Origin of the sequence: Mycolicibacter terrae (assembly GCF_010727125.1) — a bacterium.
Lineage (GTDB): Bacteria > Actinomycetota > Actinomycetes > Mycobacteriales > Mycobacteriaceae > Mycobacterium > Mycobacterium terrae.
Map to the genome: position 1 here is coordinate 1,002,246 of NZ_AP022564.1, position 20,724 is coordinate 1,022,969.

At 67.3% G+C, this 20,724-nt stretch carries 29 protein-coding genes; 21 read left to right on the plus strand and 8 right to left on the minus strand.

Features of this window, described 5'->3' with window-relative positions:
* Positions 1 to 125: 125 nt before the first annotated feature.
* Entirely contained in the window at positions 126 to 830 is a 705-nt protein-coding gene (locus tag G6N23_RS04850; RefSeq protein ID WP_095174241.1) for a cutinase family protein, read from the plus strand.
* A gap of 110 nt (positions 831 to 940) precedes the next feature.
* Here G6N23_RS04850 and G6N23_RS04855 read toward each other — a convergent pair whose 3' ends face one another.
* Positions 941 to 1,252: an STAS domain-containing protein gene (locus G6N23_RS04855; protein ID WP_085260935.1), complete on the minus strand. Its 312-nt coding sequence runs from the start codon at positions 1,250 to 1,252 to the stop codon at positions 941 to 943.
* Between the two features lie 414 nt (positions 1,253 to 1,666).
* On the opposite strand from G6N23_RS04855, the gene G6N23_RS04860 reads away from it, so the two are divergent.
* The 3 genes from G6N23_RS04860 to G6N23_RS04870 all read left to right on the plus strand — a co-directional run bounded on the left by G6N23_RS04860 (position 1,667) and on the right by G6N23_RS04870 (position 4,762).
* Positions 1,667 to 2,656 carry a glycosyltransferase gene (locus G6N23_RS04860; protein ID WP_085260936.1) on the plus strand — a complete coding sequence of 330 codons (990 nt, stop codon included), beginning with the start codon at positions 1,667 to 1,669 and terminating at the stop codon, positions 2,654 to 2,656.
* A 19-nt stretch (positions 2,657 to 2,675) separates the two neighbouring features.
* The gene (locus G6N23_RS04865) at positions 2,676 to 3,902 is read left to right on the plus strand and encodes a glycosyltransferase (RefSeq protein WP_085260937.1); all 1,227 of its coding nucleotides are present in this window, start codon (positions 2,676 to 2,678) and stop codon (positions 3,900 to 3,902) included.
* A gap of 146 nt (positions 3,903 to 4,048) precedes the next feature.
* A complete protein-coding gene (locus G6N23_RS04870) occupies positions 4,049 to 4,762 on the plus strand; it encodes a GAF and ANTAR domain-containing protein (RefSeq protein ID WP_085260938.1) in 714 nt (237 codons plus the stop codon).
* Between the two features lie 89 nt (positions 4,763 to 4,851).
* Here the strand turns inward: G6N23_RS04870 and G6N23_RS04875 are convergent, their stop codons facing one another.
* Together G6N23_RS04875 and G6N23_RS04880 are read right to left on the minus strand one after the other, a co-directional pair.
* Positions 4,852 to 5,580: an STAS domain-containing protein gene (locus G6N23_RS04875; protein ID WP_085260939.1), complete on the minus strand. Its 729-nt coding sequence runs from the start codon at positions 5,578 to 5,580 to the stop codon at positions 4,852 to 4,854.
* A 185-nt stretch (positions 5,581 to 5,765) separates the two neighbouring features.
* Positions 5,766 to 6,407 (minus strand): PAS and ANTAR domain-containing protein, encoded by a 642-nt coding sequence (locus G6N23_RS04880; protein WP_085260969.1) that lies wholly within the window; start codon positions 6,405 to 6,407, stop codon positions 5,766 to 5,768.
* Positions 6,408 to 6,710: 303 nt separating this feature from the next.
* Between G6N23_RS04880 and G6N23_RS04885 the strand changes: the two genes are divergently transcribed.
* The 4 genes from G6N23_RS04885 (at position 6,711) to G6N23_RS04900 (ending at position 10,170) form a co-directional block, all read left to right on the plus strand.
* Positions 6,711 to 7,190: an MPT63 family protein gene (locus G6N23_RS04885; RefSeq protein ID WP_085260940.1), complete on the plus strand. Its 480-nt coding sequence runs from the start codon at positions 6,711 to 6,713 to the stop codon at positions 7,188 to 7,190.
* 239 nt (positions 7,191 to 7,429) lie between these two features.
* The gene (locus G6N23_RS04890; RefSeq protein WP_085260941.1) at positions 7,430 to 9,250 is read left to right on the plus strand and encodes a thiamine pyrophosphate-requiring protein; all 1,821 of its coding nucleotides are present in this window, start codon (positions 7,430 to 7,432) and stop codon (positions 9,248 to 9,250) included.
* A 6-nt stretch (positions 9,251 to 9,256) separates the two neighbouring features.
* On the plus strand, positions 9,257 to 9,952 hold the full coding sequence (locus G6N23_RS04895; RefSeq protein WP_085260942.1) for a HemK2/MTQ2 family protein methyltransferase: 696 nt from the start codon (positions 9,257 to 9,259) through the stop codon (positions 9,950 to 9,952).
* Complete coding sequence (locus G6N23_RS04900; RefSeq protein ID WP_085260943.1) at positions 9,949 to 10,170, plus strand: CDGSH iron-sulfur domain-containing protein; 222 nt, start codon at positions 9,949 to 9,951, stop codon at positions 10,168 to 10,170. The genes G6N23_RS04895 and G6N23_RS04900 overlap by 4 nt, the downstream gene beginning before the upstream one ends.
* Positions 10,171 to 10,185: 15 nt before the next feature.
* On the opposite strand, the gene G6N23_RS04905 is transcribed toward G6N23_RS04900, so the two are convergent.
* Both G6N23_RS04905 and G6N23_RS04910 read right to left on the minus strand, forming a co-directional pair.
* On the minus strand, positions 10,186 to 10,398 hold the full coding sequence (locus tag G6N23_RS04905) for an Rv3202a family protein (protein ID WP_235653465.1): 213 nt from the start codon (positions 10,396 to 10,398) through the stop codon (positions 10,186 to 10,188).
* Positions 10,395 to 10,772 carry a MerR family transcriptional regulator gene (locus G6N23_RS04910; protein ID WP_085260945.1) on the minus strand — a complete coding sequence of 126 codons (378 nt, stop codon included), beginning with the start codon at positions 10,770 to 10,772 and terminating at the stop codon, positions 10,395 to 10,397. Before G6N23_RS04910 ends, G6N23_RS04905 begins: the two co-directional genes overlap by 4 nt.
* 125 nt (positions 10,773 to 10,897) lie before the next feature.
* Here G6N23_RS04910 and G6N23_RS04915 point away from each other — a divergent pair, with 125 nt between their 5' ends.
* Both G6N23_RS04915 and G6N23_RS04920 read left to right on the plus strand, forming a co-directional pair.
* Positions 10,898 to 11,320, plus strand: a complete 423-nt coding sequence (locus G6N23_RS04915; protein ID WP_173675079.1) for an Hsp20/alpha crystallin family protein — start codon at positions 10,898 to 10,900, stop codon at positions 11,318 to 11,320.
* A 543-nt stretch (positions 11,321 to 11,863) separates the two neighbouring features.
* Positions 11,864 to 12,199 (plus strand): J domain-containing protein, encoded by a 336-nt coding sequence (locus tag G6N23_RS04920; protein WP_085260946.1) that lies wholly within the window; start codon positions 11,864 to 11,866, stop codon positions 12,197 to 12,199.
* 23 nt (positions 12,200 to 12,222) lie between these two features.
* Here the strand turns inward: G6N23_RS04920 and G6N23_RS04925 are convergent, their stop codons facing one another.
* The 3 genes from G6N23_RS04925 to G6N23_RS04930 all read right to left on the minus strand — a co-directional run bounded on the left by G6N23_RS04925 (position 12,223) and on the right by G6N23_RS04930 (position 13,668).
* The gene (locus tag G6N23_RS04925; protein ID WP_085260947.1) at positions 12,223 to 13,083 is read right to left on the minus strand and encodes a cyclopropane mycolic acid synthase family methyltransferase; all 861 of its coding nucleotides are present in this window, start codon (positions 13,081 to 13,083) and stop codon (positions 12,223 to 12,225) included.
* Positions 13,084 to 13,263: 180 nt separating this feature from the next.
* Positions 13,264 to 13,419 (minus strand): hypothetical protein, encoded by a 156-nt coding sequence (locus G6N23_RS21435; protein ID WP_095174237.1) that lies wholly within the window; start codon positions 13,417 to 13,419, stop codon positions 13,264 to 13,266.
* 15 nt (positions 13,420 to 13,434) lie between these two features.
* Entirely contained in the window at positions 13,435 to 13,668 is a 234-nt protein-coding gene (locus G6N23_RS04930) for a hypothetical protein (protein WP_095173970.1), read from the minus strand.
* A 233-nt stretch (positions 13,669 to 13,901) separates the two neighbouring features.
* Here G6N23_RS04930 and G6N23_RS04935 point away from each other — a divergent pair, with 233 nt between their 5' ends.
* The 11 genes from G6N23_RS04935 to G6N23_RS04985 all read left to right on the plus strand — a co-directional run bounded on the left by G6N23_RS04935 (position 13,902) and on the right by G6N23_RS04985 (position 20,723).
* Positions 13,902 to 14,312 carry a hypothetical protein gene (locus G6N23_RS04935; RefSeq protein ID WP_372508991.1) on the plus strand — a complete coding sequence of 137 codons (411 nt, stop codon included), beginning with the start codon at positions 13,902 to 13,904 and terminating at the stop codon, positions 14,310 to 14,312.
* Positions 14,313 to 14,327: 15 nt separating this feature from the next.
* The gene (locus tag G6N23_RS04940) at positions 14,328 to 15,074 is read left to right on the plus strand and encodes a gluconate 2-dehydrogenase subunit 3 family protein (RefSeq protein ID WP_085260950.1); all 747 of its coding nucleotides are present in this window, start codon (positions 14,328 to 14,330) and stop codon (positions 15,072 to 15,074) included.
* Entirely contained in the window at positions 15,074 to 16,747 is a 1,674-nt protein-coding gene (locus G6N23_RS04945) for a GMC family oxidoreductase (RefSeq protein ID WP_085260951.1), read from the plus strand. The genes G6N23_RS04940 and G6N23_RS04945 overlap by 1 nt, the downstream gene beginning before the upstream one ends.
* A complete protein-coding gene (locus G6N23_RS04950) occupies positions 16,744 to 17,748 on the plus strand; it encodes an SDR family oxidoreductase (protein ID WP_085260952.1) in 1,005 nt (334 codons plus the stop codon). Before G6N23_RS04945 ends, G6N23_RS04950 begins: the two co-directional genes overlap by 4 nt.
* 195 nt (positions 17,749 to 17,943) lie before the next feature.
* The gene (locus G6N23_RS04955) at positions 17,944 to 18,357 is read left to right on the plus strand and encodes a ChaB family protein (RefSeq protein ID WP_085260953.1); all 414 of its coding nucleotides are present in this window, start codon (positions 17,944 to 17,946) and stop codon (positions 18,355 to 18,357) included.
* Positions 18,341 to 18,823, plus strand: a complete 483-nt coding sequence (locus G6N23_RS04960) for a Na+/H+ antiporter subunit E (protein WP_109560191.1) — start codon at positions 18,341 to 18,343, stop codon at positions 18,821 to 18,823. The genes G6N23_RS04955 and G6N23_RS04960 overlap by 17 nt, the downstream gene beginning before the upstream one ends.
* On the plus strand, positions 18,820 to 19,074 hold the full coding sequence (locus G6N23_RS04965) for an MrpF/PhaF family protein (RefSeq protein WP_109560192.1): 255 nt from the start codon (positions 18,820 to 18,822) through the stop codon (positions 19,072 to 19,074). Before G6N23_RS04960 ends, G6N23_RS04965 begins: the two co-directional genes overlap by 4 nt.
* Positions 19,071 to 19,364: a monovalent cation/H(+) antiporter subunit G gene (locus G6N23_RS04970; RefSeq protein ID WP_085260954.1), complete on the plus strand. Its 294-nt coding sequence runs from the start codon at positions 19,071 to 19,073 to the stop codon at positions 19,362 to 19,364. Before G6N23_RS04965 ends, G6N23_RS04970 begins: the two co-directional genes overlap by 4 nt.
* Positions 19,361 to 19,612, plus strand: a complete 252-nt coding sequence (locus tag G6N23_RS04975; RefSeq protein WP_085260955.1) for a Na(+)/H(+) antiporter subunit B — start codon at positions 19,361 to 19,363, stop codon at positions 19,610 to 19,612. Before G6N23_RS04970 ends, G6N23_RS04975 begins: the two co-directional genes overlap by 4 nt.
* Positions 19,609 to 20,364, plus strand: coding sequence for an MnhB domain-containing protein (locus G6N23_RS04980; protein WP_234808609.1), 756 nt, complete (start codon positions 19,609 to 19,611; stop codon positions 20,362 to 20,364). Before G6N23_RS04975 ends, G6N23_RS04980 begins: the two co-directional genes overlap by 4 nt.
* Positions 20,361 to 20,723, plus strand: coding sequence for a sodium:proton antiporter (locus G6N23_RS04985; RefSeq protein ID WP_234808610.1), 363 nt, complete (start codon positions 20,361 to 20,363; stop codon positions 20,721 to 20,723). Before G6N23_RS04980 ends, G6N23_RS04985 begins: the two co-directional genes overlap by 4 nt.
* Position 20,724 lies beyond the last annotated feature (1 nt).

Genomic DNA, 20,724 nt, shown 5'->3' on the forward strand with positions numbered 1-20,724 from the left:
CTGAAGACAGACACCTAACCTTCTTGTCTTAACAAAGTGGGGGGCCGTTGTCCAGAGACGGGCGCGCGGAGAAAAAATTCGGAAATGCGGTTTGAGCCGGGGTCACGGTGGGCACCTACACCGACATGTCCGCCCGTGCCTGCCTTTATTCCCTTGGCTCTCTGGCGATCGCGGCAACCGCTGCCGGTGCCGCAATCCTTTTCGTCCCCGGCGTACCCGCCGCGAGAGCCCAGCCGTGTCCCGATACCGAGTTGGTGTTCGCGCGCGGAACCGGTGAGCCGGTTGGCGTCGGTCCGACCGGACAGGCGTTCGCCAATGCGCTCAGCGCGCGTCTGGCCCCCAAACCGTTGTCGGTCTACGCGGTCAACTATCCGGCCATCGACCAGTGGGACACCGGGATCGACGGCGTTCGGGACGCTGGTGCTCACGTGGTCTCCCGGGCAACCACGTGTCCCAAGACCAAAATGGTGCTGGGCGGCTATTCCCAGGGCGCCGCGGTGATGGGCTTCGTCACCTCGGCGCAGGTGCCCGACGGTGTCGATCCGGCGACGGTGCCCAAACCGCTGGACCCCGACGTCGCCGAACATGTCGCCGCGGTGGTGTTGTTCGCGATGCCCAACGAGCGGGCGATGAAGTTCCTCAAGGAGCCCACGATCGCGATCGGTCCGACCTACCAGGCCAAAACGCTGCAGGTGTGCGCGCCGGAGGACGCGGTCTGCTCTGAGGGACTGAGTTTCGCCGCGCACGACAGCTACGCCGGTGACGACGTGACCATGGTCGAACAGGGGGCAGACTTCGCCGCCCGCCGGCTGCAGAGCCGGCTGGGATAGACACTGGCACTGGTCTTCACCCCGGAAGTGGCCGACAGACACCTACCAGGCTCGGGGCCCGCGATGGAGAGCGAAGCGCGGGCCCGCGAGCTGGTCGAGGGGCTGAGGGCTTAACGGACCTTCCGCAGCCCCTGCACGCCGGAGAGTGCGTCGGACACCGATGCGCTCGTCGGCAAAGCGTTGGTGGGATCGCAGATTCGTAACAGTCGGGTTACCGCCTGCCCCGGCACTGTCGTGCAGTAGATGCCGGCGTCGGAGCACCGGCCGGTAGTCGTCGACAACGCCGAAAAGCCGGCGGTGCCAATGAATTCCAGGTCGCTCAGGTCGAGGACCAACCACTCGCAGTACGCTGCGCACTGCTGTAGGAAACCGGCCAGCTGGTCGGCATTGGAGGCGTCGAGCTCACCATCCACGCTGATCACGGCCCCCGAACGGCCCCAGCGGGTAACGCAGCGGACGGTGTGGCATTCCCAGGTATCGGATACCGGGACGGAATCTATTCGTTGCGACGGCATCACCGACGCGGCAATTTTTAAAAGGGACATTTGATCACTTCCATCAGTCGAAACTCGTACTGCTGGATCGCGCCGATGCGAGTTACACCTTTACGGATACGAGACAGGGAGACAGCCCCCTGGCTTGCGTGAGACGCGTTCTCCGGGTGGCTGTTAACTCAACCTGTCCATGAACCTACGCTGATTTCCGGACATCTGCAACGATTCGGTAACGGCTGCCCTGGCCCCGCCGGCCCGAGTCCGTCTCACAGCAAACTGCCGCAAACCGTTTCCGGGACCCCTTGAACGTTTAGAGCCGAGCGCCGCGGGTAACAGGCGATTATGGCGTTTGCGCAGACCATCCCGCGTTCGCTGCTCGTGTGGCATGTGCACGGTTCCTGGATGGACTCCTTCGTTGCCGGCGGGCACCGCTACCTCGTTCCAGTCAACGCCCCGCACGATCCCGACGGCCGTGGAGTGGGTGTCCGCGAGTGGCCGCGGGCCCGGGAGGTCCCCTACCGCGACCTACCCGATCACGAAATCGACCTGGTGGTGCTGCAGCGCCCGCACGAGGCGGAGATGGTCGAACGCGTGCTGGGCCGCCGGCCCGGGATCGACCTTCCCGCGGTCTACGTGGAGCACAACCCGCCCCGGCCGTTCGCGGTCGAGAGCCGGCACCCGATCGCGGACCGTGACGACATCCCGCTGATCCACGTCACCGCCTTCAACCGGCTGATGTGGGACAACGGCCGCGCCCCGACCACGGTCATCGACCACGGGATCGCCGACCCGGGACATCTGTATACCGGTGACGTTGCGGCGGCGGGCGCCCTGATCGACGAACCGGTGCGGCGGTGGCGCGCAGTGGGCGCCGATCTGCTGGGCGCATTCGGGCAGTCCGCGCCGGTCGATGTCTGGGGGATGGGCACCGAGGACCTCAACGACCCGCCTCACCGGTGTGCCGGTGTCACCGGCCACGGCCACATCCGAACCGGGCCGCTGATGAAGGAGCTGGCCCACCGACGGGTCTACCTGCACACCGCGCGCTGGACATCGCTGAGCCTCTCGCTGCTGGAAGCGATGTTCCTGGGAATGCCGGTGGTGGCTGTGGCTTCGACCATGGTGCCGCTGGTCGTGCCCCCGGAGGCCGGCGTCGTCAGCGCCGACATCGACACCTTACGGGCGGCGCTGGCCGGACTGGTCGCCGACCGCTACCTGGCTGAGGTGGTCGGCAAGGCGGCCCGTGACTACGCGACGGAACACTTCGGGCTCGAACGATTTCTGTGCGAGTGGGACCGGGTCATCGAGGAGCAGTGCGCGGCGCGGCCGTGACTGTCGGGAGAGGATCGCGATGAGGATCGCAATGGTTTCCGAACATGCCAGCCCGCTCGCCACGCCCGGCGGACCCGATGCCGGCGGCCAGAACGTCCACGTCGCCGAGTTGTCGGCTGCGCTGGCCCGCCGCGGCCACCACGTCGAGGTCTATACCCGCCGCGACGACCCCGACCTGCCCGACCGCGTTGATACCGAGCAGGGTTACACGGTGGTCCACGTCCCGGCGGGGCCACCACGTCATCTGCCCAAAGACGAACTGCTGCAGTACATGGGGTCGTTCGGGCGCTACCTGGATGACCAATGGGACGATGAGCGGCCCGACATCGCGCACGCGCATTTCTGGATGTCGGGGATCGCCACTCAGCTGGCGGCCAAACGCCGCGGGGTGCCGACGGTTCAGACGTTTCACGCCCTGGGCGTCGTCAAGCAGCGGCACCTGGGACATCGCGACACGAGTCCCGCCGAACGACTGCGGCTGGAGACGCGAGTGGCGCACGAGGCGACGTGGGTGACGGCCGGCTGCAGCGACGAGGTGTTCGAGTTGATACGCCTGGGCCGAGACCGGTTGCGGATCTCCGTGGTGCCGTGCGGCGTCGACGTGGACAGGTTTGCGCCGCACGGCCCGACAGCTCCCCGGTCGGGACGGCGCCGCATCGTCGCGGTCGGTCGTTTCGTGCCCCACAAGGGATTCGATACCGTGATCGAGGCGCTGACCACCGTTCCCACCGCCGAGCTGGTGATCGCCGGCGGGCCCGAACGTGCCGAACTCGATACCGTCCCGGAGGCCTGCCGGCTGCGGAAACTCGCCGCTGATCTCGGTGTGGCGGACCGGGTTTCGCTGTACGGGTCGGTCGCCCGCGAGGAGGTGCCGGCGTTGCTGCGGTCAGCGGACGTGGTGACGTGTACCCCATGGTACGAACCGTTCGGGATCGTACCGCTGGAGGCGATGGCCTGCGGGGTGCCGGTGGTGGCATCCGCGGTGGGCGGCATGCTCGACACCGTCGTCCACGACCTGACCGGCCTGCTGGTACCCCCGAAGGATCCGCGTGCGTGCGCCAACGCCGTCAACGCCATCCTGCGGGATCGGCGGGCCGCGTCGGGCTTCGGCGCAGCCGGGAGGGAGCGCGCCCGCTCGCGCTACTCCTGGGAGCGCATCGCGACCGACACGCTGCGGGTCTACGACCGGCTGCTGCCGGTAACTGCCCCGAGCCGGGGCACCACCCGGACCTCGCGGTCGGGATGACGCTTGGCCAATGTGCAACTCCTGAGTGTTATTTGGTGAATTCTTGGTTCGGGCTCGATTGCTGAGCGTCGAGCCGAAGTGGTTGTTGTGTGCGAGCGATCGGGGGACGATGAATACATCTGATGGGACCCCGGCGGAGCAAAAACATGGTGCTGACCGACCACAACGACCTGATGCGTGATGTGGCGGTCCTGGTTCGCACGCTGGATAAGCGAGCAGAAGTCGACGTCGAGGGGGCGCTGGAGGAGCTGGTCGCGAACCTGCTCGCTCACATGCCGCTCGCCCAGCACGCGGGCGTCACCCTGACGACGTCGGACGGCGACGTGCAGACGCTCGGGGCGACCGACGCCCATCCCGCGGTCCTCGACGACATTCAGCGGCGCCTCCGGGAGGGGCCGTGCCTGAGCGCGGCGTGGAACCATCACCTCGTTCGGCTGGACGACGTCTCCTGCGAGCAGCGGTGGCCGGCCTTCTGCCGGGAAGTGGCGGCGACGACACCGATCCGGTCCATCCTGGCGTTCGAATTGTTCACCGGTCCGGGAAGCACCGGAGCCCTGAACTTCTACGCCGAAACCCCCGATGCCTTCGACGACGACGCGGTGGAGCTGGGTTTGACCCTGGCCACCCATGCCGCGCTGGCCTGGCACATGGTGCGCCGCGACGAGCAGTTCCGCAGCGCGCTGGCCTCCCGCGATGTCATCGGGCAGGCCAAGGGGATGCTCATGGAACGGTTCGGTATCGACGCGTTGCGGGCCTTCGAACTGCTCAAGCGGCTGTCGCAGAACCTGAACACCCCGCTCGCCGATGTGGCACAGCAGGTGGTGGTCGGCCGGCGGGGCGCCGTCGTCCCACCGTTGTAACCGGAGAAATCGAAGACCGCGGCAGCCCCGCCGGGGAAGCCACCCGCTGGCGAACCCTGTGGGTGCCGGCCGTCGCCGGTCGTGATGACTCAGAGCCGGTTCTCCGGCCCGATCACCGCCCACACCGTCTTGCCGTTCGGGGTGGGACTGCTGCCCCACGCGCGGCACAGGGCAGCCAGCACGGCCAGGCCGGACGTCTGGTTTGCGCCACCGGTGGCGGTTTCGTGGAGCACGGCCGGTGCGGCGTCGGTGTCCTGGACCGCGATGGTGACTTCGGAGCCGGCGTTCTCCAGCACGATCACCAGCGGGCTTCGGGTATGGCGAAGCACGTTCTCCGCCAACACATCGACGATCATTCTGGCGGTGGGGATCAGCCGGACCTGCGACCAGTTGGTCAGCCACTCGTCCACGAAGTCGCGCGAGCCGCGCAGGCTGCTCAGCCGATGCGGCAGCTCGATGCGGGCCCGCCGGCGCGGGAGCTTGCTGTGCGCGAGTGAGGCCAGGGCGGTCTCGAGATCGGCATACACCGACACGTGGCGGGTCACCCCGGTACGCGCGATCCGTCCAGCCACGTCCGGCTGCGGACAGACCAGCAAGATCGGGATGTCGGGCCAGGTGCTCACATGCCAACGGGCGCTGGTGAACACCGACCATGCCGAGGACGCCGGAACCTCCAGGTCGCTGACGTCGATCAGCACCGCTTGCGGTTCGTCGAGCGCGGCGTTGATCACGCTGTCGCGCAGTCCGAGGTAGGTGCTGCTGTCCAAGGTGCCGACCGGCCTCAGCAGGCAGACCCCTGCTACGGCGTCCGCGGACACCGTGAGTCGACTCGGTCGCCTACTCAGCTCCTCCACCCTGCCTGCCGTAGATCGCGGGCAGACGTCCTGCGAGCGCCGAGGTAGCGTGGGCCGGGTTCGTCTGTCATCGCACTCACGGCTACCCGCCGGACAGCGCGGGCAATCTCAGTACGGCGATGTCCGACAGAGTGTTTGTGCTCGCCGAGTCAGCTGACGGTGAGAAGTGTGTGGTCCAGGTCGGAGAGCACATCTGTCGGCAGCCTGCCTGTGAAGGCCGCCAGGAACCGGGTCGCCAGGTCGCGCACCTTGACGTTGGTCTCCTGCGAGCGCCACACCAGAATGTCGAACGCCCGTTCCGCGGAGATGCCGTACGCGACCATCAGCACACCCTTGGCCTGCTCGATCACCGCTCGTGACTCGGCGACCTCGGAGACCACGGCGCTGACATCTTTCTGCAGCACCTGGGTGACGTCGACATAGAAGCCGGCGGTACCGGCCACCACGCCGGCATCGTCGAGCATGCGATCGCCGACCACGATCACCCAGTGGACCTGCCCGGCGGTGTCGATGATCCGGTGCCGGCTGCTGAACGGCTCGCCCCGCGCGACGCGATCCAGCACCTCGGCGACCTGGGGGCGATCCTCGGGGTGCTTGTGCTGCAGTAGCAACTTCGTGTTGGGCTCAACCGTGCCCGGCTCATAGCCGTGCATGCGGGCGACGGCGTCCGACCACTCCCAGCGTTGCTCGCCGAGCCAGTACCGGAATCGGCCGACCCGTTGTGGCTCGCCGTGACCCACCACCAGGTCGAGGTCACTGTGGACCTCGGCATCATCGCCTACCGGCGGCATGAATTCGTTGACATCCCCGACCACCGCAAACCTGCCTTCTCGTACCCAAACAGTATGAGCTCATTCCAACGGCCGGCGGGCGAGCCGCGGTCGCGAATCGCAGGAATACATGCACGGACGATCCAGACCGGCGCTACTTCCTGAACGCCCGAGCTTCGTAACTATCCACAATCTACCCAGGCCGTGCAACTGGAGGTGTGTGTTTCCGGACCGGCGCTGCTGGGTAAGCGCTGGGAGACGTGCCGGTGATACTCCAGCAAAGGGGACCGCCGCTACGGAACGACTCGATGGAAGGAGTCACCAATGAAGCTCTCCAAGACTGCGGCCAAGACGGCCGCCGGCGCGGCCGGAATCGCGGCGCTGAGTGTTTTCTCCGCGACTACCGCCATGGCCGAGCCGGCGGTCCAACCGTTCGGCACGCCCGAACAGCTCAACGACGGCGCGATGGCGACGTCGTACACGGTCAGCAACCTGGGGCCGGCGAACGTCGTCATCCCGGGGTACCAGCCGCGTGGCAAGTTGTATCAGGCCGACGTGACCGCCCGCGCGGACCGCGGCACGGTGACCCCGGTGGTCGCCGACTTCAACGCCCGGGCGGCCAACAGCGACACCTACCGGGTGGTCAACACGGTGCCCACGCCGGGCGGCATCAACCCCGGGCCGATCCCCCAGGGTGCTGCGGCCAACGGCAAGATCTACTTCGACGTCACCGGCCCGGCGCCGGACGGAGTCGTCTACAACGACGGCGTCCAGGATGTGCTGGTCTGGACGAGCAACACCTGACGCCGACCCGAGATGGGCCCGATCGTTCGGATCGGGCCCATCCGAATGTCTTCTCCGGGTTGTGCGCTCGACCGTGTTCGGGTCACCGGCGGTGCCGGGCTTTTCGGAAGCCGACCGTGCGCCCTGCTTATCGCTGCGGGCCCGCAAAGCCGCGACAGCAGCAAACGTCCCGCGCAGGTACCCCGCCGTTTGACAACGCCGCTGACGGGTAACCGTATGCGTGGCGAAGGGAGCAATCAATGCCGAAAACCGCGGACTTCATCCTCGAAAGGCTGCGTCAGTGGGGGGTGCACCGGATATTCGGCTATCCCGGCGACGGGATCCTTTCGATGGTCGGCGCCCTGGACCGGGCCAACGGAGATCCGGAGCTCATCCAGCCCCGCCACGAAGAGATGGCGGCGTTCATGGCCACCGGCCATGCCAAATTCACCGGTGAGCTCGGCTGCTGCCTGGCCACCTCCGGCGGCGGCGCGATCCACCTGCTCAACGGACTCTATGACGCCAAACTGGACCACCAGCCGGTAGTCGCGATCATCGGCCAGCAGAAACGGATGTCGCTGGGGGCGGCGTTCCAGCAGGAGATCGACCCGAACTCGCTCTACAAGGACGTCTCGTCGGACTTCGTCCAGACCTGCATGGCGCCCGTGCAGGCCCGCCACCTGGTGGACCGGGCCTGCAAGGTGGCGCTGACCAATCGGACGGTGGCCACCATCATCCTGCCCGAAGACGTCGCCGAGGAGGAGGCGGTCACCTCGCCGCCCCGGCAGCACGGAGCTGTGTTCAGCAGCGTCGGGTGGACCAAGCCGCGGATGATCCCGCCCCAGACCGAGCTGCGTAAGGCCGCCGAGATCCTCAACGAGGGCGAGAAGGTCGCGATCCTCATCGGGGCGGGCGCCGCCGACGCCGCCGACGAGGTGGTGGAGACCGCCGATCTGCTCGGCGCCGGCATCGCCAAGACGGCACTGGGACGCGCCGCGCTGCCCGACGAACTGCCGTATGTGACCGGACCGATCGGCCTGCTGGGCTCCACCGCCAGTGAGGCGATGATGTCGGGTGCTGACACCTTGCTGATGATCGGCACCAGTTTCCCCTACTCCGAGTGGCTGCCCAAGGAAGGACAGGCCCGCGGGGTGGAGATCAACCACGACGGCCGGATGATCGGGGTGCGGTATCCGGTGCAGGCCAACCTGATCGGCGACTCCAAGGACACCCTCGCCGAGCTGATCCCGCTGCTGAACCGCAAAGAGGACCGCTCCTGGCGGCGCAAGATCGAAAGCGAAGTGGAGACCTGGTGGCGCGTTCTCGACGACCGCGCCCACGACAAGGCCGACCCGCTCAACCCCGAGCTGGTGGTGCACGAACTGTCCAAGCGGCTGCCCGACAATGCCATCGTCACCACCGACGCCGGTTCGGTCGCCAACTGGTGGGCCCGGCACCTGCGGTTGCGCCGCGGCATGGCGGCGTCGCTGGCCGGCAATCTCGCGACGATGGGGCCAGGTACCCCGTATGCGATCAGCGCCAAGCTCGCTCACCCGGATCGGCCGGTGATCGCCGTGGTCGGCGACGGCGCCTTCCAGATGAACGGGATGGCCGAGATGATCACCGTCAAGCGTTACCAGGACCGGCTGTCCGATGGACCGCTGATCTTCTGCGTGTTCAACAACCAGGATCTCAACCAGGTGACGTGGGAGCAGCGGGCCATGGGCGGCGAGCCCAAGTTCGAAGGCTCACAGATGATTCCGGACGTGCCGTACGCCGAGTTCGCCAACCTGCTGGGGATGACCGGAATACGCTGCGACAGCCCCGACTCGATCGGTCAGGCCTGGGATCAAGCGTTATCCGCCTCCGGGCCGGTGGTGCTGGAAGTCGTCGTCGACCCCGACATCCCCCCGGTCCCACCGCACATCGAGACCATGATCGCCAAGAACACCGCCAAGGCGATCATCAAGGACCCGGACCGGGTCAGCATCGTCACCAAGGGAGCAAAACAGAAGATGCACGAGTTCACCGAGTCGGCCAAGCAGTCCGTGCGCGACATTCGCAGCAAGAACGGCGAGTAGACATCGATGACAACACTGGGTGAGCCCTTTTCGCTGCGCCGCCAGTTGCTGACTCTGGACGGCGTCTATGCGCCGCAGGAGGATTCGCACCTTCTCGTCGACACCATGACGAGTGCCTGCCTGGCATATGGAGCCCGCGTTCTCGACCTGTGCACCGGTACCGGCGTCGCGGCCATCGCGGCCGCCGAGCTGGGCGCGGAAAGTGTGACCGCATTCGACATCTGCCCGCGCGCGGTGCGGTGCTCCCGGGACAACGCCCGCACCGCCGGCGTCGATGTGGAGATTCAGCACGGGCCGTGGAGCGGGGCGCTGCAGTGCGCTCCGTTCGACCTGGTGGTGTCGAATCCGCCGTATGTCCCGTCGCCGCGCGACGGCGGCCCGATCCCCGCGGCGGGCGGTCCGGAGTGGTCGTGGAACGGTGGCGTCGACGGGCGAATCGTGTTGGACCCGTTGTGCCGGTCCGCGGGTGCGCTGTTGCGCAGCGGTGGGACCATGCTGTTGGTGCACTCCGGCCTTGCCGATCCCGCTCGGTCCCTGAAGCTCCTGCGGGAGTCCGGGCTTGAAGCCGATATCGCCGCGACGCAGTGGATTCCGTTCGGCCCCGTGCTCTCGGCGCGAGCCGGCTGGCTGGAACAGACCGGTCGGATGTCCCGCGGCTGCCGGGTTGAGCAGCTGGTAGTGATCCGTGCGGACAAGCCATGACCGCCCAGCAGCCACCTCTGGTAAAACCCGTCCGCAACGGCCCGGTCCTGGTCTCCGGGCCGGTACGCATCGAGACAGCCGACGGCGTCGTCGAATCGGATCGGTTCATGGTCGCCATCTGCGCCTGTGGGCGCAGCCGCAATTACCCGCTGTGCGACACCAGTCATCGCCGGCGTGACCTGTCCCGACGCAACGTCGACTGTGACGGCGCCGAGTAGGACGGCGGGTCTGCGTTACTGTCCGATGTCGTAGTCCTCATCGGGAAGTGGAACGCTGATCGCTTGGTCGATCACGTCGGCGGGGTTGGCTTCGATCTCGTCGATGTTTTCCAGGTGGGCCGGATTCAGTCCCTCGTCATCGGTCGCGTCGGCCGCGATCCACTGTTCGGCCAGATCTGCCTCCGGAACGTCCTCGGTCGGTGGCAGCCCTTCAGCGTTCGTCATCATGACCCCTTTCGTGTCCGCGCTCGCGCACCCCGGCCTTGCCGTTCTGCCCGCTGCGCTGCGAGCAGCGCATAGTCCGCCTTCAATTGGTCGTTATCCGATCTGAGTCGACTGTTGGCCGACTCGAGTCGGGCGTTGCGGTCTTCCAGACCGAGGATCTCCCCGATACCGGCCACGTTGACCCCTCCCTCGACCAGCTCCACGATCCGCTGCAGCCGCACCAGGTCGTCGTCGCTGTAACGGCGTGTTCCGCCCGCTGTCCGCGCCGGGCTGAGCAGGCCGCGCCGCTCGTAGAGCCGTAACGTCTGCTGACCGATACCGGACAATTCTGCAGCCACGGAGATGCTGTATACCCCAAGCCCGGATCGGGCATTCATGTCCTCGGCCAACGCTCGTCGCTTTCACTCGTCGGGCAACCCTCTTGCGCAAAGCTACCATGGATGCTATATAGAAATCTATGGCAGCAGACATAGATGATCTGCTGCAGATCAAGGAGGTGGAGATGATGTTGATGCGTACCGATCCATTCCGTGATCTCGACCGCTGGACTCAGCAGGTCCTGGGCACCGCGGCTCGGCCGGCGGTCATGCCCATGGACGCCTGGCGCGACGGAGATCAGTTCATCGTCGAGTTCGACCTGCCGGGAGTGGCGGAGAACTCGCTCGGTCTCGACGTCGAACGCAATGTGCTGACCGTGCACGCCGAACGGCCCGGCCTTGATCAGGACCGCGAGATGGTGTCGGCGGAACGGCCGCGTGGCGTGTTCAGCCGCCAGCTGTTCCTCGGCGAAAACCTCGATGCCGAGCAGATCCAGGCCAGCTACCAGGACGGAGTGCTCCGGGTGACCATTCCGGTTGCGGAGAAGGCGAAGCCGCGCCGGATCAAGGTCGCCAGTGGACACGGCGAGCGGGCCATCAAGGCCTGATTGCGAGGAGCCGGGAGGCGGCCTGCACGGTGCGAGAGGTGAGCGCGATGACTTCGATGACCACCGGCACATTGGCCGCGGAGGTGCTGGACGAGGCGGAGTGCGTCGTGCGCGCCGAATGGCTGCGCCTGTACACCGCCGCAACCCCGGAACACTGCGACGCGGGTGCGCACCGATTGCCCGTCTCCCGGCCCCGACCGCCGAAGCTCGCCGTTCGTAGCGCCGAGCCCCGGCGGCGCGGCGCCCCACCACCGAGCGGTCGCGATGGTCGGGCCGGCGGCGCAGTGACCCGCGAAGTGCGGCCGACACAGCGGTCGCCTCCGGAACGGCACCGAACCGGTCCGCGCGTTTGATGGGAGGTGATGGTCAGAGGCAGTGAATACCAGCGGCGGTGACCTGCGCGTCGCCCACGGTGGGCCGCACGCGATGTGTCGCCGCGAACTCCGGCGTCCCCGCTGCCACCCTGCTCTCCCCGGCAGCGGGGCCTCGCCGGGCTACACCAGGAACATGTTTCTTCAGTATCCGACCGAGCCGGGTGGCGTGATGAGCGAGAGCCGCGATCCCTACGACGTGCTCGGGGTGACGTCTGCGGCCACCCCGGGTCAGATCAGCCATGCCTTCCGCGCCAAATTGCGCGCACTTCACCCCGACACCGGCTTTGCGGGTTCGCGACCACCCGATGACGCCCAGGCCCAGCTGCGGCAGTTGCTGCGCGCGTACGACGCCTTACGTCGCGGCGGCCGCCGACGCGCCGACGCCGATCAGCCGAGCCGCCCCACGGCCAATCCGGCGGGGCCGGTGAAGATCCCGGTCACCTACCGGCGCGCGCCGACAGCCGACCACGATCTGCGGCCCGGCCCGGTGCGCCGGCACCGCTGAGCGGGCCACCTACGCCGGCGGACTCACCTATGCAGGGTGTACTGGTGGACGCTGGTGTAACCGTCGCGGAACAGCTTCACGCAGCCGTTGAGGTACCTGTCGTAGCGGTCATAGACCTCTTCGGGCTGCACGGCGATCGCCTTGTCTTTGTTGGCCGCCAGCGCCGCAGCCCAATCCTGAAGGGTGCGCACGTAGTTGGGACCGATCTCGTGGACGCGAGTGACGCTGAACCCGGCCTCGGTCGCACGGTCGGCAACCATGGACACCGTGGGCAACTGACCGCCGGGGAAGATCTCGGTCATGATGAACTTGTTGAACCGAACCAGACTCATGGTCAGCGGAAGACCTAACCGCTGGGCGTCGTCCTGGGTGATCGCGGTGATGGTGTGCAGCAGCATCACCCCGTCGGGCGGCAGAACGCGGTAGGCCATCTTGAAGAATTCGCGGTAACGCTCGTGACCGAAGTGTTCGAAAGCGCCGATGGATACGATGCGGTCGACGGGCTCGTCGAATTCCTCCCAGCCCTGCAGACGCACCTCCACGGTGCGCCGGGTGGGGATGTCGGCCAGCTTGGCGATGGCGTAGTCGCGTTGTCGCTCACTGATAGTCAGTCCGATGACGTTGACGTCGAATTGCTCCAGGGCGCGCCGCATCCCGCCGCCCCAGCCGCAGCCGATGTCCAGCAGCGTCATCCCCGGCTCCAGCCCGAGCTTTCCCAGGGCCAGGTCGAACTTGGCGTTCTGCGCCTCATCGCGGGTGGTCTCCGGGTGCTGGTAATACCCGCAGGTATATCCCATCGTCGGACCTAGGAACAGCTCGAAGAACTCATTCGAGATGTCGTAGATCGACTGCAGTTCCGCGTACTTGGGTTCCAACTCAGACATCGATCTTTCACGTTACACCGACATCCGGCAGTCCGGGAGACCTCGAACCGCGGCGCGTAACATAGGTTGTCGAACCACGGAGGGCACCAAGGCGTTCCGGGTAGCGAGAGCCATCGCAGGTGCCCGCGCCGAACGGGCCGGCCCGGCTCAACCGGCCGGCATTGCGCGGGGCGCTACCGGTCAATACCAGTAGCGCCGGCCCGCGACCGGGCGGCCGACTGCACCCAGAATCCACAGTGCGGCGCCGATGACCACCAGGATGATTCCGATCGTCCACAAGATGTTGATCTTGAGAACGAGCGCCAGAATAAGCAGGATCACTCCGAGCGCAATCATCTCCAATCCCTTCTCTCACACAATGTAACTGACCGCATCCAACGAAGAGGGTTGCGGCAAACGACAATCCGACACGACGGGTTTGACCCCGGCATAGTTCAAAGGACCAGCCAAAACGGTGACCGCGATGGTTCCGGCAGTTGCGCAACTGGTTTGGCTTCCGCGGAAATAGTCACGCTGCCAGGCAGCGAAAACGCCGATCAGCAACCAGATCATCACGACCGTCCCGGCCAAGCCACCGATCCGCATCCGTCCGCCCTCCATTCACGTGTCACCCCATCAGTTCCCCGTTCGACGGCCGTCGAAACCTGGCGCCGACCGGCACGCCGGGCGATGTTTGACCACGGCGGTCCCGGGGTACTGCCGAACATCGGCGAACGGAACGGAGTGCGCAGATGATGTTGCTGGGGCCGGGCGAGTCCCGTGTGCGGGTGGGCAGTCATGCGGAGTGGATCGGTGAAGCCGGCGATGTCGTCGACCGGATGCTGCGCAATGTCGCGCATGGCCGCTTCGAGAGGTCACTGTCGGGGATGACGGCGTTCGCCGCGGTGGTGACGACGGCCGAGATCTATCTCGAGCATTACAAGGCCGGCTTCGGCAACAAATGGATGTGGAGTCCCGTGCTGGTCACACCGCCGGTGGTGATCGCAGGTATCGGTGGTGTGTACTCCCGCCGCTGGGCAAAACGCTGGCTGCCGTTGACCGCCGGAATCTACGCCGCCAACGGCCTGCTGGGTGAGTACCTGCACGCTCGTGGGGTGGCGCGCAAACCCGGGGGCTGGAAGATGGCGTCCTACAACGTTCCGATGGGTCCGCCGATCGCGGCGCCCGGCCTGATGGCGATGGTCGGCGGAATGGGCCTGTTGGCTGCGGTGCTGCGGCGCGAACGCTGAGGTCCCGCCAACGCCATGGCCGACACCTCCCGACCCGACCACCTGCCGAACCTGCGGGCTGATCGCCAACCCCCGCATCCGTCCTGGCTGCCGCGGCAACGCCACGGCACCACACCGCAGATGATCGGACGCTACCCGGATTTCGACGTGCTCGAGTCGAAAGACATGTGGGACGAGGCGACCAGGAAGGTGGTGCTGGCTCGACTGGAGCCGACGGGGCCGCTGCGATTCTTCACCCCCGCAGAGGAGCCCACCCTGCGGGCGTTCTGCGACATCGTGCTGGCACAAGACCACGAACCGCGGGTTCCCGTCGCCGAATTCGTCGACGCCAAACTGGCCGACGGCCAGCTCGACGGCTACCAGTACGCTGACATGCCCGATGATCGCGACACCTGGCGCCTGGTGCTGCGGGGCTTGGACGAGGCCGCCGCGCAGCGATACGGCAAGGCGTCGTTCGCCGACGCCGAGGTCCCCACGCAGCTCGCGCTGGTCGACCAGTTCTCCCGAGGCCGGTTGCAGGGCGGCACCTGGTCGCAGTTGAACGAGAACCGGGCGTGGTCGGTGTGCATGCGGATGACGCTCTCGGCGTTCTACTCGCATCCGTGGGCATGGAACGAGATCGGGTTCGGCGGCCCGGCGTACCCGCGCGGCTACATGCGGCTGGGCGGACCGAGCGGACCGGCGTCGGTGCGCGAACCATTCGAAACCCGGGGTGCCACCGACGAGGACCCGGTCGAAATGGTGCAAGAAGAGGGCTACTAGTGGGCGATTTCTGGCGCGGCCTGCTCAAGGGGTCGCTGGGCCCACCCGACAACGACTCACGATTCCTGCTGGACGTGCAGTCGCGGGATCTGCCCGGTGAGAAGACCATGCGTCGGTATGCCACCGATGACGAGGTCGACTTGGTGGTCGTCGGTGCGGGCGCCGGGGGATCGGTGCTGGCGCAACGGCTGGCGCGGGCGGGCTGGCGCATCGTGATCATCGAGGCGGGCCCGTTCTGGCATCCGGACGAAGACTGGGTCTCCGACGAAGCCGGCTCGCATCCGCTGTACTGGACGCAGAAGCGCATCATCGGCGGGGACGACCCGATCGAATTGGGCAAGAACAACTCCGGCCGCGGCGTCGGCGGCTCGATGGTGCACTACGCCGGCTACTGCCCGCGGTTTCACCCCAGCGACTTACGCACCCGCAGCCTCGACGGCGTCGGGGCGGACTGGCCGATCGACTACGAGGACATCCGCCGCCATTACGAAGTGCTGGAGGCCGAGCTGCCGGTGGCGGGACAGAACTGGCCCTGGGGCTTCCCGCACCGCTACCCGTCGTCGCCGCACCCGGTCTCCGGCGCAGCCTCGAAGCTGTGGGAGGGCGCCCGCAATCTGGGGATCGAGATGCGGGCGGGCCCGGTGGGAATCGTCAACGGGACCTTCGGAAACCGGCCACACTGCATCTACCGCGGCTACTGTCTGCAGGGCTGCAAGGTCAACGCCAAGGCCAGCCCGTACGTCACCCATCTACCCGACGCCCTGGCGCACGGCGTGGAGATCCGGGCCGACAGCATGGCCTCCCGCATCGAACTCGACGACACCGGAGCGGCGCGTGGTGTCATCTACCACGGCAGTGACGGCATGGAGCATCTGCAGCGTGCCAAGGTCGTCGCGGTCGCCGGGTATTCCATCGAAACCCCACGGCTGCTGCTCAATTCGACCAGCGCCCGGTTTCCACACGGGCTGGGAAACAACACCGACCAGGTCGGCCGTTACGTCATGGTCCAAGGCGCCGCGCAGACTGCGGGCCGATGGCCGGAGGAACTGCGGATGTACAAGGCGCCGCCGCCGCAGGTCACCAGCGAACAGTTCTACGAGACCGACACCACCCGCGGATTCGCCCGCGGATTCTCCATTCAGACCGTGTCGCCCCTACCGATCGGCTGGGCCGAGCATGTGCTCGCCGACGGACACTGGGGGCGGGCGATGCGCGAATACATGCGCGACTACAACCACTGGAGCACCATCGGCGTGCTCAATGAACTGCTGCCCCTGCCGGACAACAGGATCACCCTGGCAGAGGAGACCGACGGTTACGGCATCCCGGTTGCCCGAATGGATTACACCCGCTGTGACAACGACAAGGCGAACATGGCCTACTCGACCCGGGTGATCACCGACATCCTGCACGCGGCCGGTGCACAGGACGTGCTGACCATCCAGCGCTATGCCCACCTGATCGGCGGCGCCCGGATGGGCACCGCCCCGGAGAACTCCGTCGTCGACGCCGACCATCGGGTCTGGGAGGTGCCCAACCTGTTCATCTCCGACGGCTCGGTGTGCCCGACCCAGGGGTCGGCGAACCCGGCGCTCACCATCATGGCGCTGGCTTCCCGGCTCGCCGAGCGACTTGCCAAAAAGCGTGTCTCGCAGAAGGGAGTCCAGCCATGACACAGACCGTCGTCATCACCGGAGCCAGCGCCGGGATCGGTCGTGCCGTCGCACAGCGGTTCGGCGCGCGGGGGGCCAGGGTGGCCCTGCTCGCCCGCGGCGAAGCCGGATTGCAAGGCGCGGCACGCGATGTCGAGGAGGCCGGCGGGACCGCACTGCCCATCAGCACCGACGTCGCCGAATTTGCGGCGGTGGAAGCCGCCGCCGACCGTGTCGAATCCGAACTCGGCCCGATCGACACCTGGGTCAACGTCGCCTTCACCTCGGTGTTCGCCCCATTCAGCGAGATCGGGCCGGCTGAGTTCAAACGGGTGACCGAAGTCAGCTACCTCGGCTTCGTCTACGGCACCATGGTGGCGCTGGCGAGGATGCGGCCCCGTGACCACGGCACCGTCGTACAGGTGGGCTCAGCGTTGGGGGAGCGGTCGATTCCGCTGCAATCGGCGTATTGCGGAGCCAAGCACGCGGTCAACGGTTTCACCGAATCGGTGCGCTGCGAGCTGCTGCACGAAGGCTCGAAGGTGAACATCACGATCGTTCAGATGCCGGCCGTCAACACCCCGCAATTCTCCTGGGTGCTGTCGCGGCTGCCCCGCCATCCGCAGCCGGTGCCGCCGATCTACCAGCCGCAGCTGGTAGCTCGTGCCGTGCTGCGTGCCGCCGACCACCCCCGGCGCAAGCAGTACTGGGTCGGGGAGAGCACCGTTGCCACCTTGCTGGCACAGCGATTCGCCGCACCGCTGCTGGACCGCTACCTCGCCCGTACCGGCTATGACTCGCAGCAGACCGGCGACCGTGTCGACGGCGAGAAGCCGCACAACCTCTGGCAACCCCTGGATGAGAGGCCGGGCAGTGACCATGGGGCGCGTGGGGAGTTCGACGACTCCGCGTATGCGCACAGCCCGCAGCTGTGGGCGGCGCGACACGCCGGGCTGGTCGCCGGAGCGGCCACCGCGCTGGGTGTGGCCGGGGCCGGCGTGCTGGCCGCGCGGCGCCATTGAGCATGCGCCGCCGTCACGCCGGGCACGACGCTGCCCCGGCGAGGACTCGGCGGAAGCCCGGTGCCGCACCGTATTCCGAAGGCGTGTCCGGGCCCGCCGCGGTCCGCGGGCACACGCGCGCGTGCCGGCAGAAATGGTTGCCGGGCCGCCTCGGCGGGTATGCAGCCGAGACCGCAGTCGCTGATTGGAGGTCTCATGCCCAAGACGACGAAGAGCGGCGCCGCCAAGAAAGGCGAGTTGCCCAGCACGCTGCAACGTTCCGGTAGCAAGGCCCAACGCACCTTCGCCAAAGCGCACGATGCCGCGGCCAAGGAGTACGGCAGCGAGCAGCGCGCGCACCGGGTCGCCTACGCGGCGCTCAAGCACAGTTTCGAGAAGGTCGGGGACCACTGGGAGCCCAAGAAGAAGCGCGGCCCTTCCGACAAGCGTGCGGCCGGCGGCGGTCCGAACAACTCGGGGCCCTCCGCCGAGGGTGTCGATGCCAACGCCAGCAAGCAGCACCTGCTCGACATCGCACGCCGGCTGGACATTCACGGGCGGTCGACGATGCGGAAATCGGAACTGGTCACGGCGATCAAGAAGCACAACCGCCGTGTCCGCGGCCGGTAGCCGGGTAGCGGGAGCCCTCGGCGAGACCCTGCTGTGGTGGCTGGTGGCCACCGCACTATGGGTGGTGACGCTGACCGAGCGGACCGGCCAGGAGCTGGTGGCGGCGGCGCTGTGCACGTTGCCGTGCGCGGCCGCCGCCCGCGCGGCCCGGCGGGCCAACTCCGGCAGCTGGCGGTTCCGGCCGGGATGGCTGCGCTGGTTACCGGTGGTCGCCGGTGCGCTGGTCAAGCAGACCGTGCAGGTGTGGGCCTACGTCCTGGTGCCAACGCGGCGTGCCCGGTCGGCGATAGGTCCGGTGGTGTTGCCCGACGAGCCGGCGCCGGTGGCGGCCGGCCGACGGGCCGCTGCGACGCTGGCATTGGCCACGACCCCGGGGACCGTCGTGCTCGACAGCGCTGCGCACACGGTGCTGGTGCACCGGATAGGGCCAGGCCCGGGTGCGCTGGAGACGGCGGTGGGGCGGTGAACCCCGGGGAGCTGGCCGCGCTGGTGCTGCAGGGCGGGGTGCTGCTGCCCGCGGTATGGATCGCCGCTCGCGGCGCCCCCCGACGGCGCCTGATCGGCCTGGAATTCGCCGGCGTCGGCGCGATCGCCATCCTGTCGGTGCTGGCGGTCTCCTGGCGCCAGGACTGGAGCCTGATCGTCTCCCTGGTGTTGGCGCTGGTCACCTTTCCCGGGACGCTCGTCTACGCCCGACTGCTGGCGGGCAAACCGTGATCGCCTGGCTGCTGGTCTTCGCCGGTGTGTCGGTGATGGTCTGCTGCGCGATGGGTGCAGCCGTGCTGCACGGCGTGGTCGATCAACTTCACCTGCTGAGCGTGACCACATCGGTGGGTTTTCCGCTGACCGGGCTGGGTCTGATCCTGTACCGGGGCTGGACCGAAGCGTCGGCGATGATCGCGGTGATCATCGCGTTGGTGTTGCTGACCGCTCCGGCGATGTCGGCGGCCACCGCTCGGCTGACCGCGCAGGAAGCCGGTGTGGTGAAAGCAGATTCACCGCCATGACCGTGCTGATTCTGGTCTCCGTCACGCTGGTCGGCCTCACCGGGACCATTGTCGCCCTGACCGCTGACCCGCAACGGCAGGCGATCGTGCTCGCGGTGTTCGGGTTGGCGCTCACCATCTTGTTCGTGGTGCTCCAGGCGCCCGATGTGGCGTTGTCCCAGTTGCTGATCGGCGGAGTGGTGGTGCCGCTGATGGTCATGCTCACCGTCCGAACGGTGCAGCGCCGGCACCGGGAGGCCGGCCGGTGAGCCGCGCGGGGCGAACGGTGCTGTTCCTCGCCGGTGCGGCCGGCATGGGTTTGTTGCTGTGGCTGGGGTTCGCCGAACTCCCCTCGTTCGGGCAGGACCACCATCTGTATCGGGATATCGCGGTGCGGGAAGCGTTGACGCACGCCACCGCCAACGTGGTCGCGTCGGTCAACTTCGACCTGCGCGCGCTCGACACGTTCGGCGAGGAGACCATCCTCGTCGCGTCGGTGACCGGGGTGATGGCGTTGCTGCGCCCCGCTGTGGAGGAGCGCGAATACCACGATCCGGGTGGCGTCGAAGGCCGCAGTGCGGCGTTGGACGCCACCCGATTCGTCGGCTACCTGCTGCTGCCGGTGACGCTGGCGGTGGGTTTCGACGTGGTGGTGCACGGACATCTGACACCGGGCGGCGGCTTCCAGGGCGGCGTCGTGCTGGCCGCCGGCCTGCACCTGCTCTACATCACGGGGAGTTTCCGGGCACTGGATCGGTTGCGTCCGGTCAATGTCTTCGATATCGGCGAGGCCTTGGGGGCGGCGGCGTTCGCCGGCATCGGGCTCGCCGGTTTGATCACCGGTGGAGCATTCCTGCTCAACGTGTTACCGACCGGCACCCGCGGTCAACTGCTGTCCTCCGGTTCGGTACCGCTGCTCAACGCGGCGGTCGGGGTGGCGGTGGCGTGCGGCATGACGGTGCTGCTGGCGCAGTTTTTGGCTCAGGAGATCACCGTCGCTCCGCGGCTGGAGCATTCGTGAGCGGCCTGAGCTCGTTGAGCGGCTACGTGTACGGGATGGCGGGCTGGCTGGTGCTGGTCGGCTCGTTTGGAATCATCCGCAGCCGCAACCTGATTCACGCGGTGGTGTGTCTGTCGGTGGCGCAGTCCGGTACCTACCTGCTGCTGCTGGCGGTCGGCTACCAGCAGGGCGCGGCGCCACCGATCTTCGTCGACGCTTCGGCGCCGCCCGGGGTGGTCGACCCCGTAGTACAGGCGATGACGTTGACCGACATCGTCATTCAGGCGACCGTCACCGCGTTGCTGCTGGCATTGGCCATCCAGGTCCACAAGCGCCATCACACACTGGACCCGGATCAGTTGTCGGCGTTGCGGGGCTGAG

Coding starts and splice junctions, on each gene's coding strand:
- G6N23_RS04860 (WP_085260936.1), top strand. CDS start 1,667: ATGGCGTTTGCGCAGACCATCCCGCGTTCGCTGCTCGTGTGGCATGTG.
- G6N23_RS04870 (WP_085260938.1), top strand. CDS start 4,049: ATGGTGCTGACCGACCACAACGACCTGATGCGTGATGTGGCGGTCCTG.
- G6N23_RS04915 (WP_173675079.1), top strand. CDS start 10,898: ATGATGTTGATGCGTACCGATCCATTCCGTGATCTCGACCGCTGGACT.
- G6N23_RS04975 (WP_085260955.1), top strand. CDS start 19,361: ATGACCGTGCTGATTCTGGTCTCCGTCACGCTGGTCGGCCTCACCGGG.
- G6N23_RS04880 (WP_085260969.1), bottom strand. CDS start 6,407: ATGCCGCCGGTAGGCGATGATGCCGAGGTCCACAGTGACCTCGACCTG.
- G6N23_RS04905 (WP_235653465.1), bottom strand. CDS start 10,398: ATGATGACGAACGCTGAAGGGCTGCCACCGACCGAGGACGTTCCGGAG.
- G6N23_RS04930 (WP_095173970.1), bottom strand. CDS start 13,668: ATGCGGATCGGTGGCTTGGCCGGGACGGTCGTGATGATCTGGTTGCTG.
- G6N23_RS04910 (WP_085260945.1), bottom strand. CDS start 10,772: ATGAATGCCCGATCCGGGCTTGGGGTATACAGCATCTCCGTGGCTGCA.
- G6N23_RS04920 (WP_085260946.1), top strand. CDS start 11,864: ATGAGCGAGAGCCGCGATCCCTACGACGTGCTCGGGGTGACGTCTGCG.
- G6N23_RS04885 (WP_085260940.1), top strand. CDS start 6,711: ATGAAGCTCTCCAAGACTGCGGCCAAGACGGCCGCCGGCGCGGCCGGA.
- G6N23_RS04935 (WP_372508991.1), top strand. CDS start 13,902: ATGCTGCGCAATGTCGCGCATGGCCGCTTCGAGAGGTCACTGTCGGGG.
- G6N23_RS04940 (WP_085260950.1), top strand. CDS start 14,328: ATGGCCGACACCTCCCGACCCGACCACCTGCCGAACCTGCGGGCTGAT.
- G6N23_RS04865 (WP_085260937.1), top strand. CDS start 2,676: ATGAGGATCGCAATGGTTTCCGAACATGCCAGCCCGCTCGCCACGCCC.
- G6N23_RS04850 (WP_095174241.1), top strand. CDS start 126: ATGTCCGCCCGTGCCTGCCTTTATTCCCTTGGCTCTCTGGCGATCGCG.
- G6N23_RS21435 (WP_095174237.1), bottom strand. CDS start 13,419: ATGATTGCGCTCGGAGTGATCCTGCTTATTCTGGCGCTCGTTCTCAAG.
- G6N23_RS04890 (WP_085260941.1), top strand. CDS start 7,430: ATGCCGAAAACCGCGGACTTCATCCTCGAAAGGCTGCGTCAGTGGGGG.
- G6N23_RS04900 (WP_085260943.1), top strand. CDS start 9,949: ATGACCGCCCAGCAGCCACCTCTGGTAAAACCCGTCCGCAACGGCCCG.
- G6N23_RS04950 (WP_085260952.1), top strand. CDS start 16,744: ATGACACAGACCGTCGTCATCACCGGAGCCAGCGCCGGGATCGGTCGT.
- G6N23_RS04925 (WP_085260947.1), bottom strand. CDS start 13,083: ATGTCTGAGTTGGAACCCAAGTACGCGGAACTGCAGTCGATCTACGAC.
- G6N23_RS04895 (WP_085260942.1), top strand. CDS start 9,257: ATGACAACACTGGGTGAGCCCTTTTCGCTGCGCCGCCAGTTGCTGACT.
- G6N23_RS04955 (WP_085260953.1), top strand. CDS start 17,944: ATGCCCAAGACGACGAAGAGCGGCGCCGCCAAGAAAGGCGAGTTGCCC.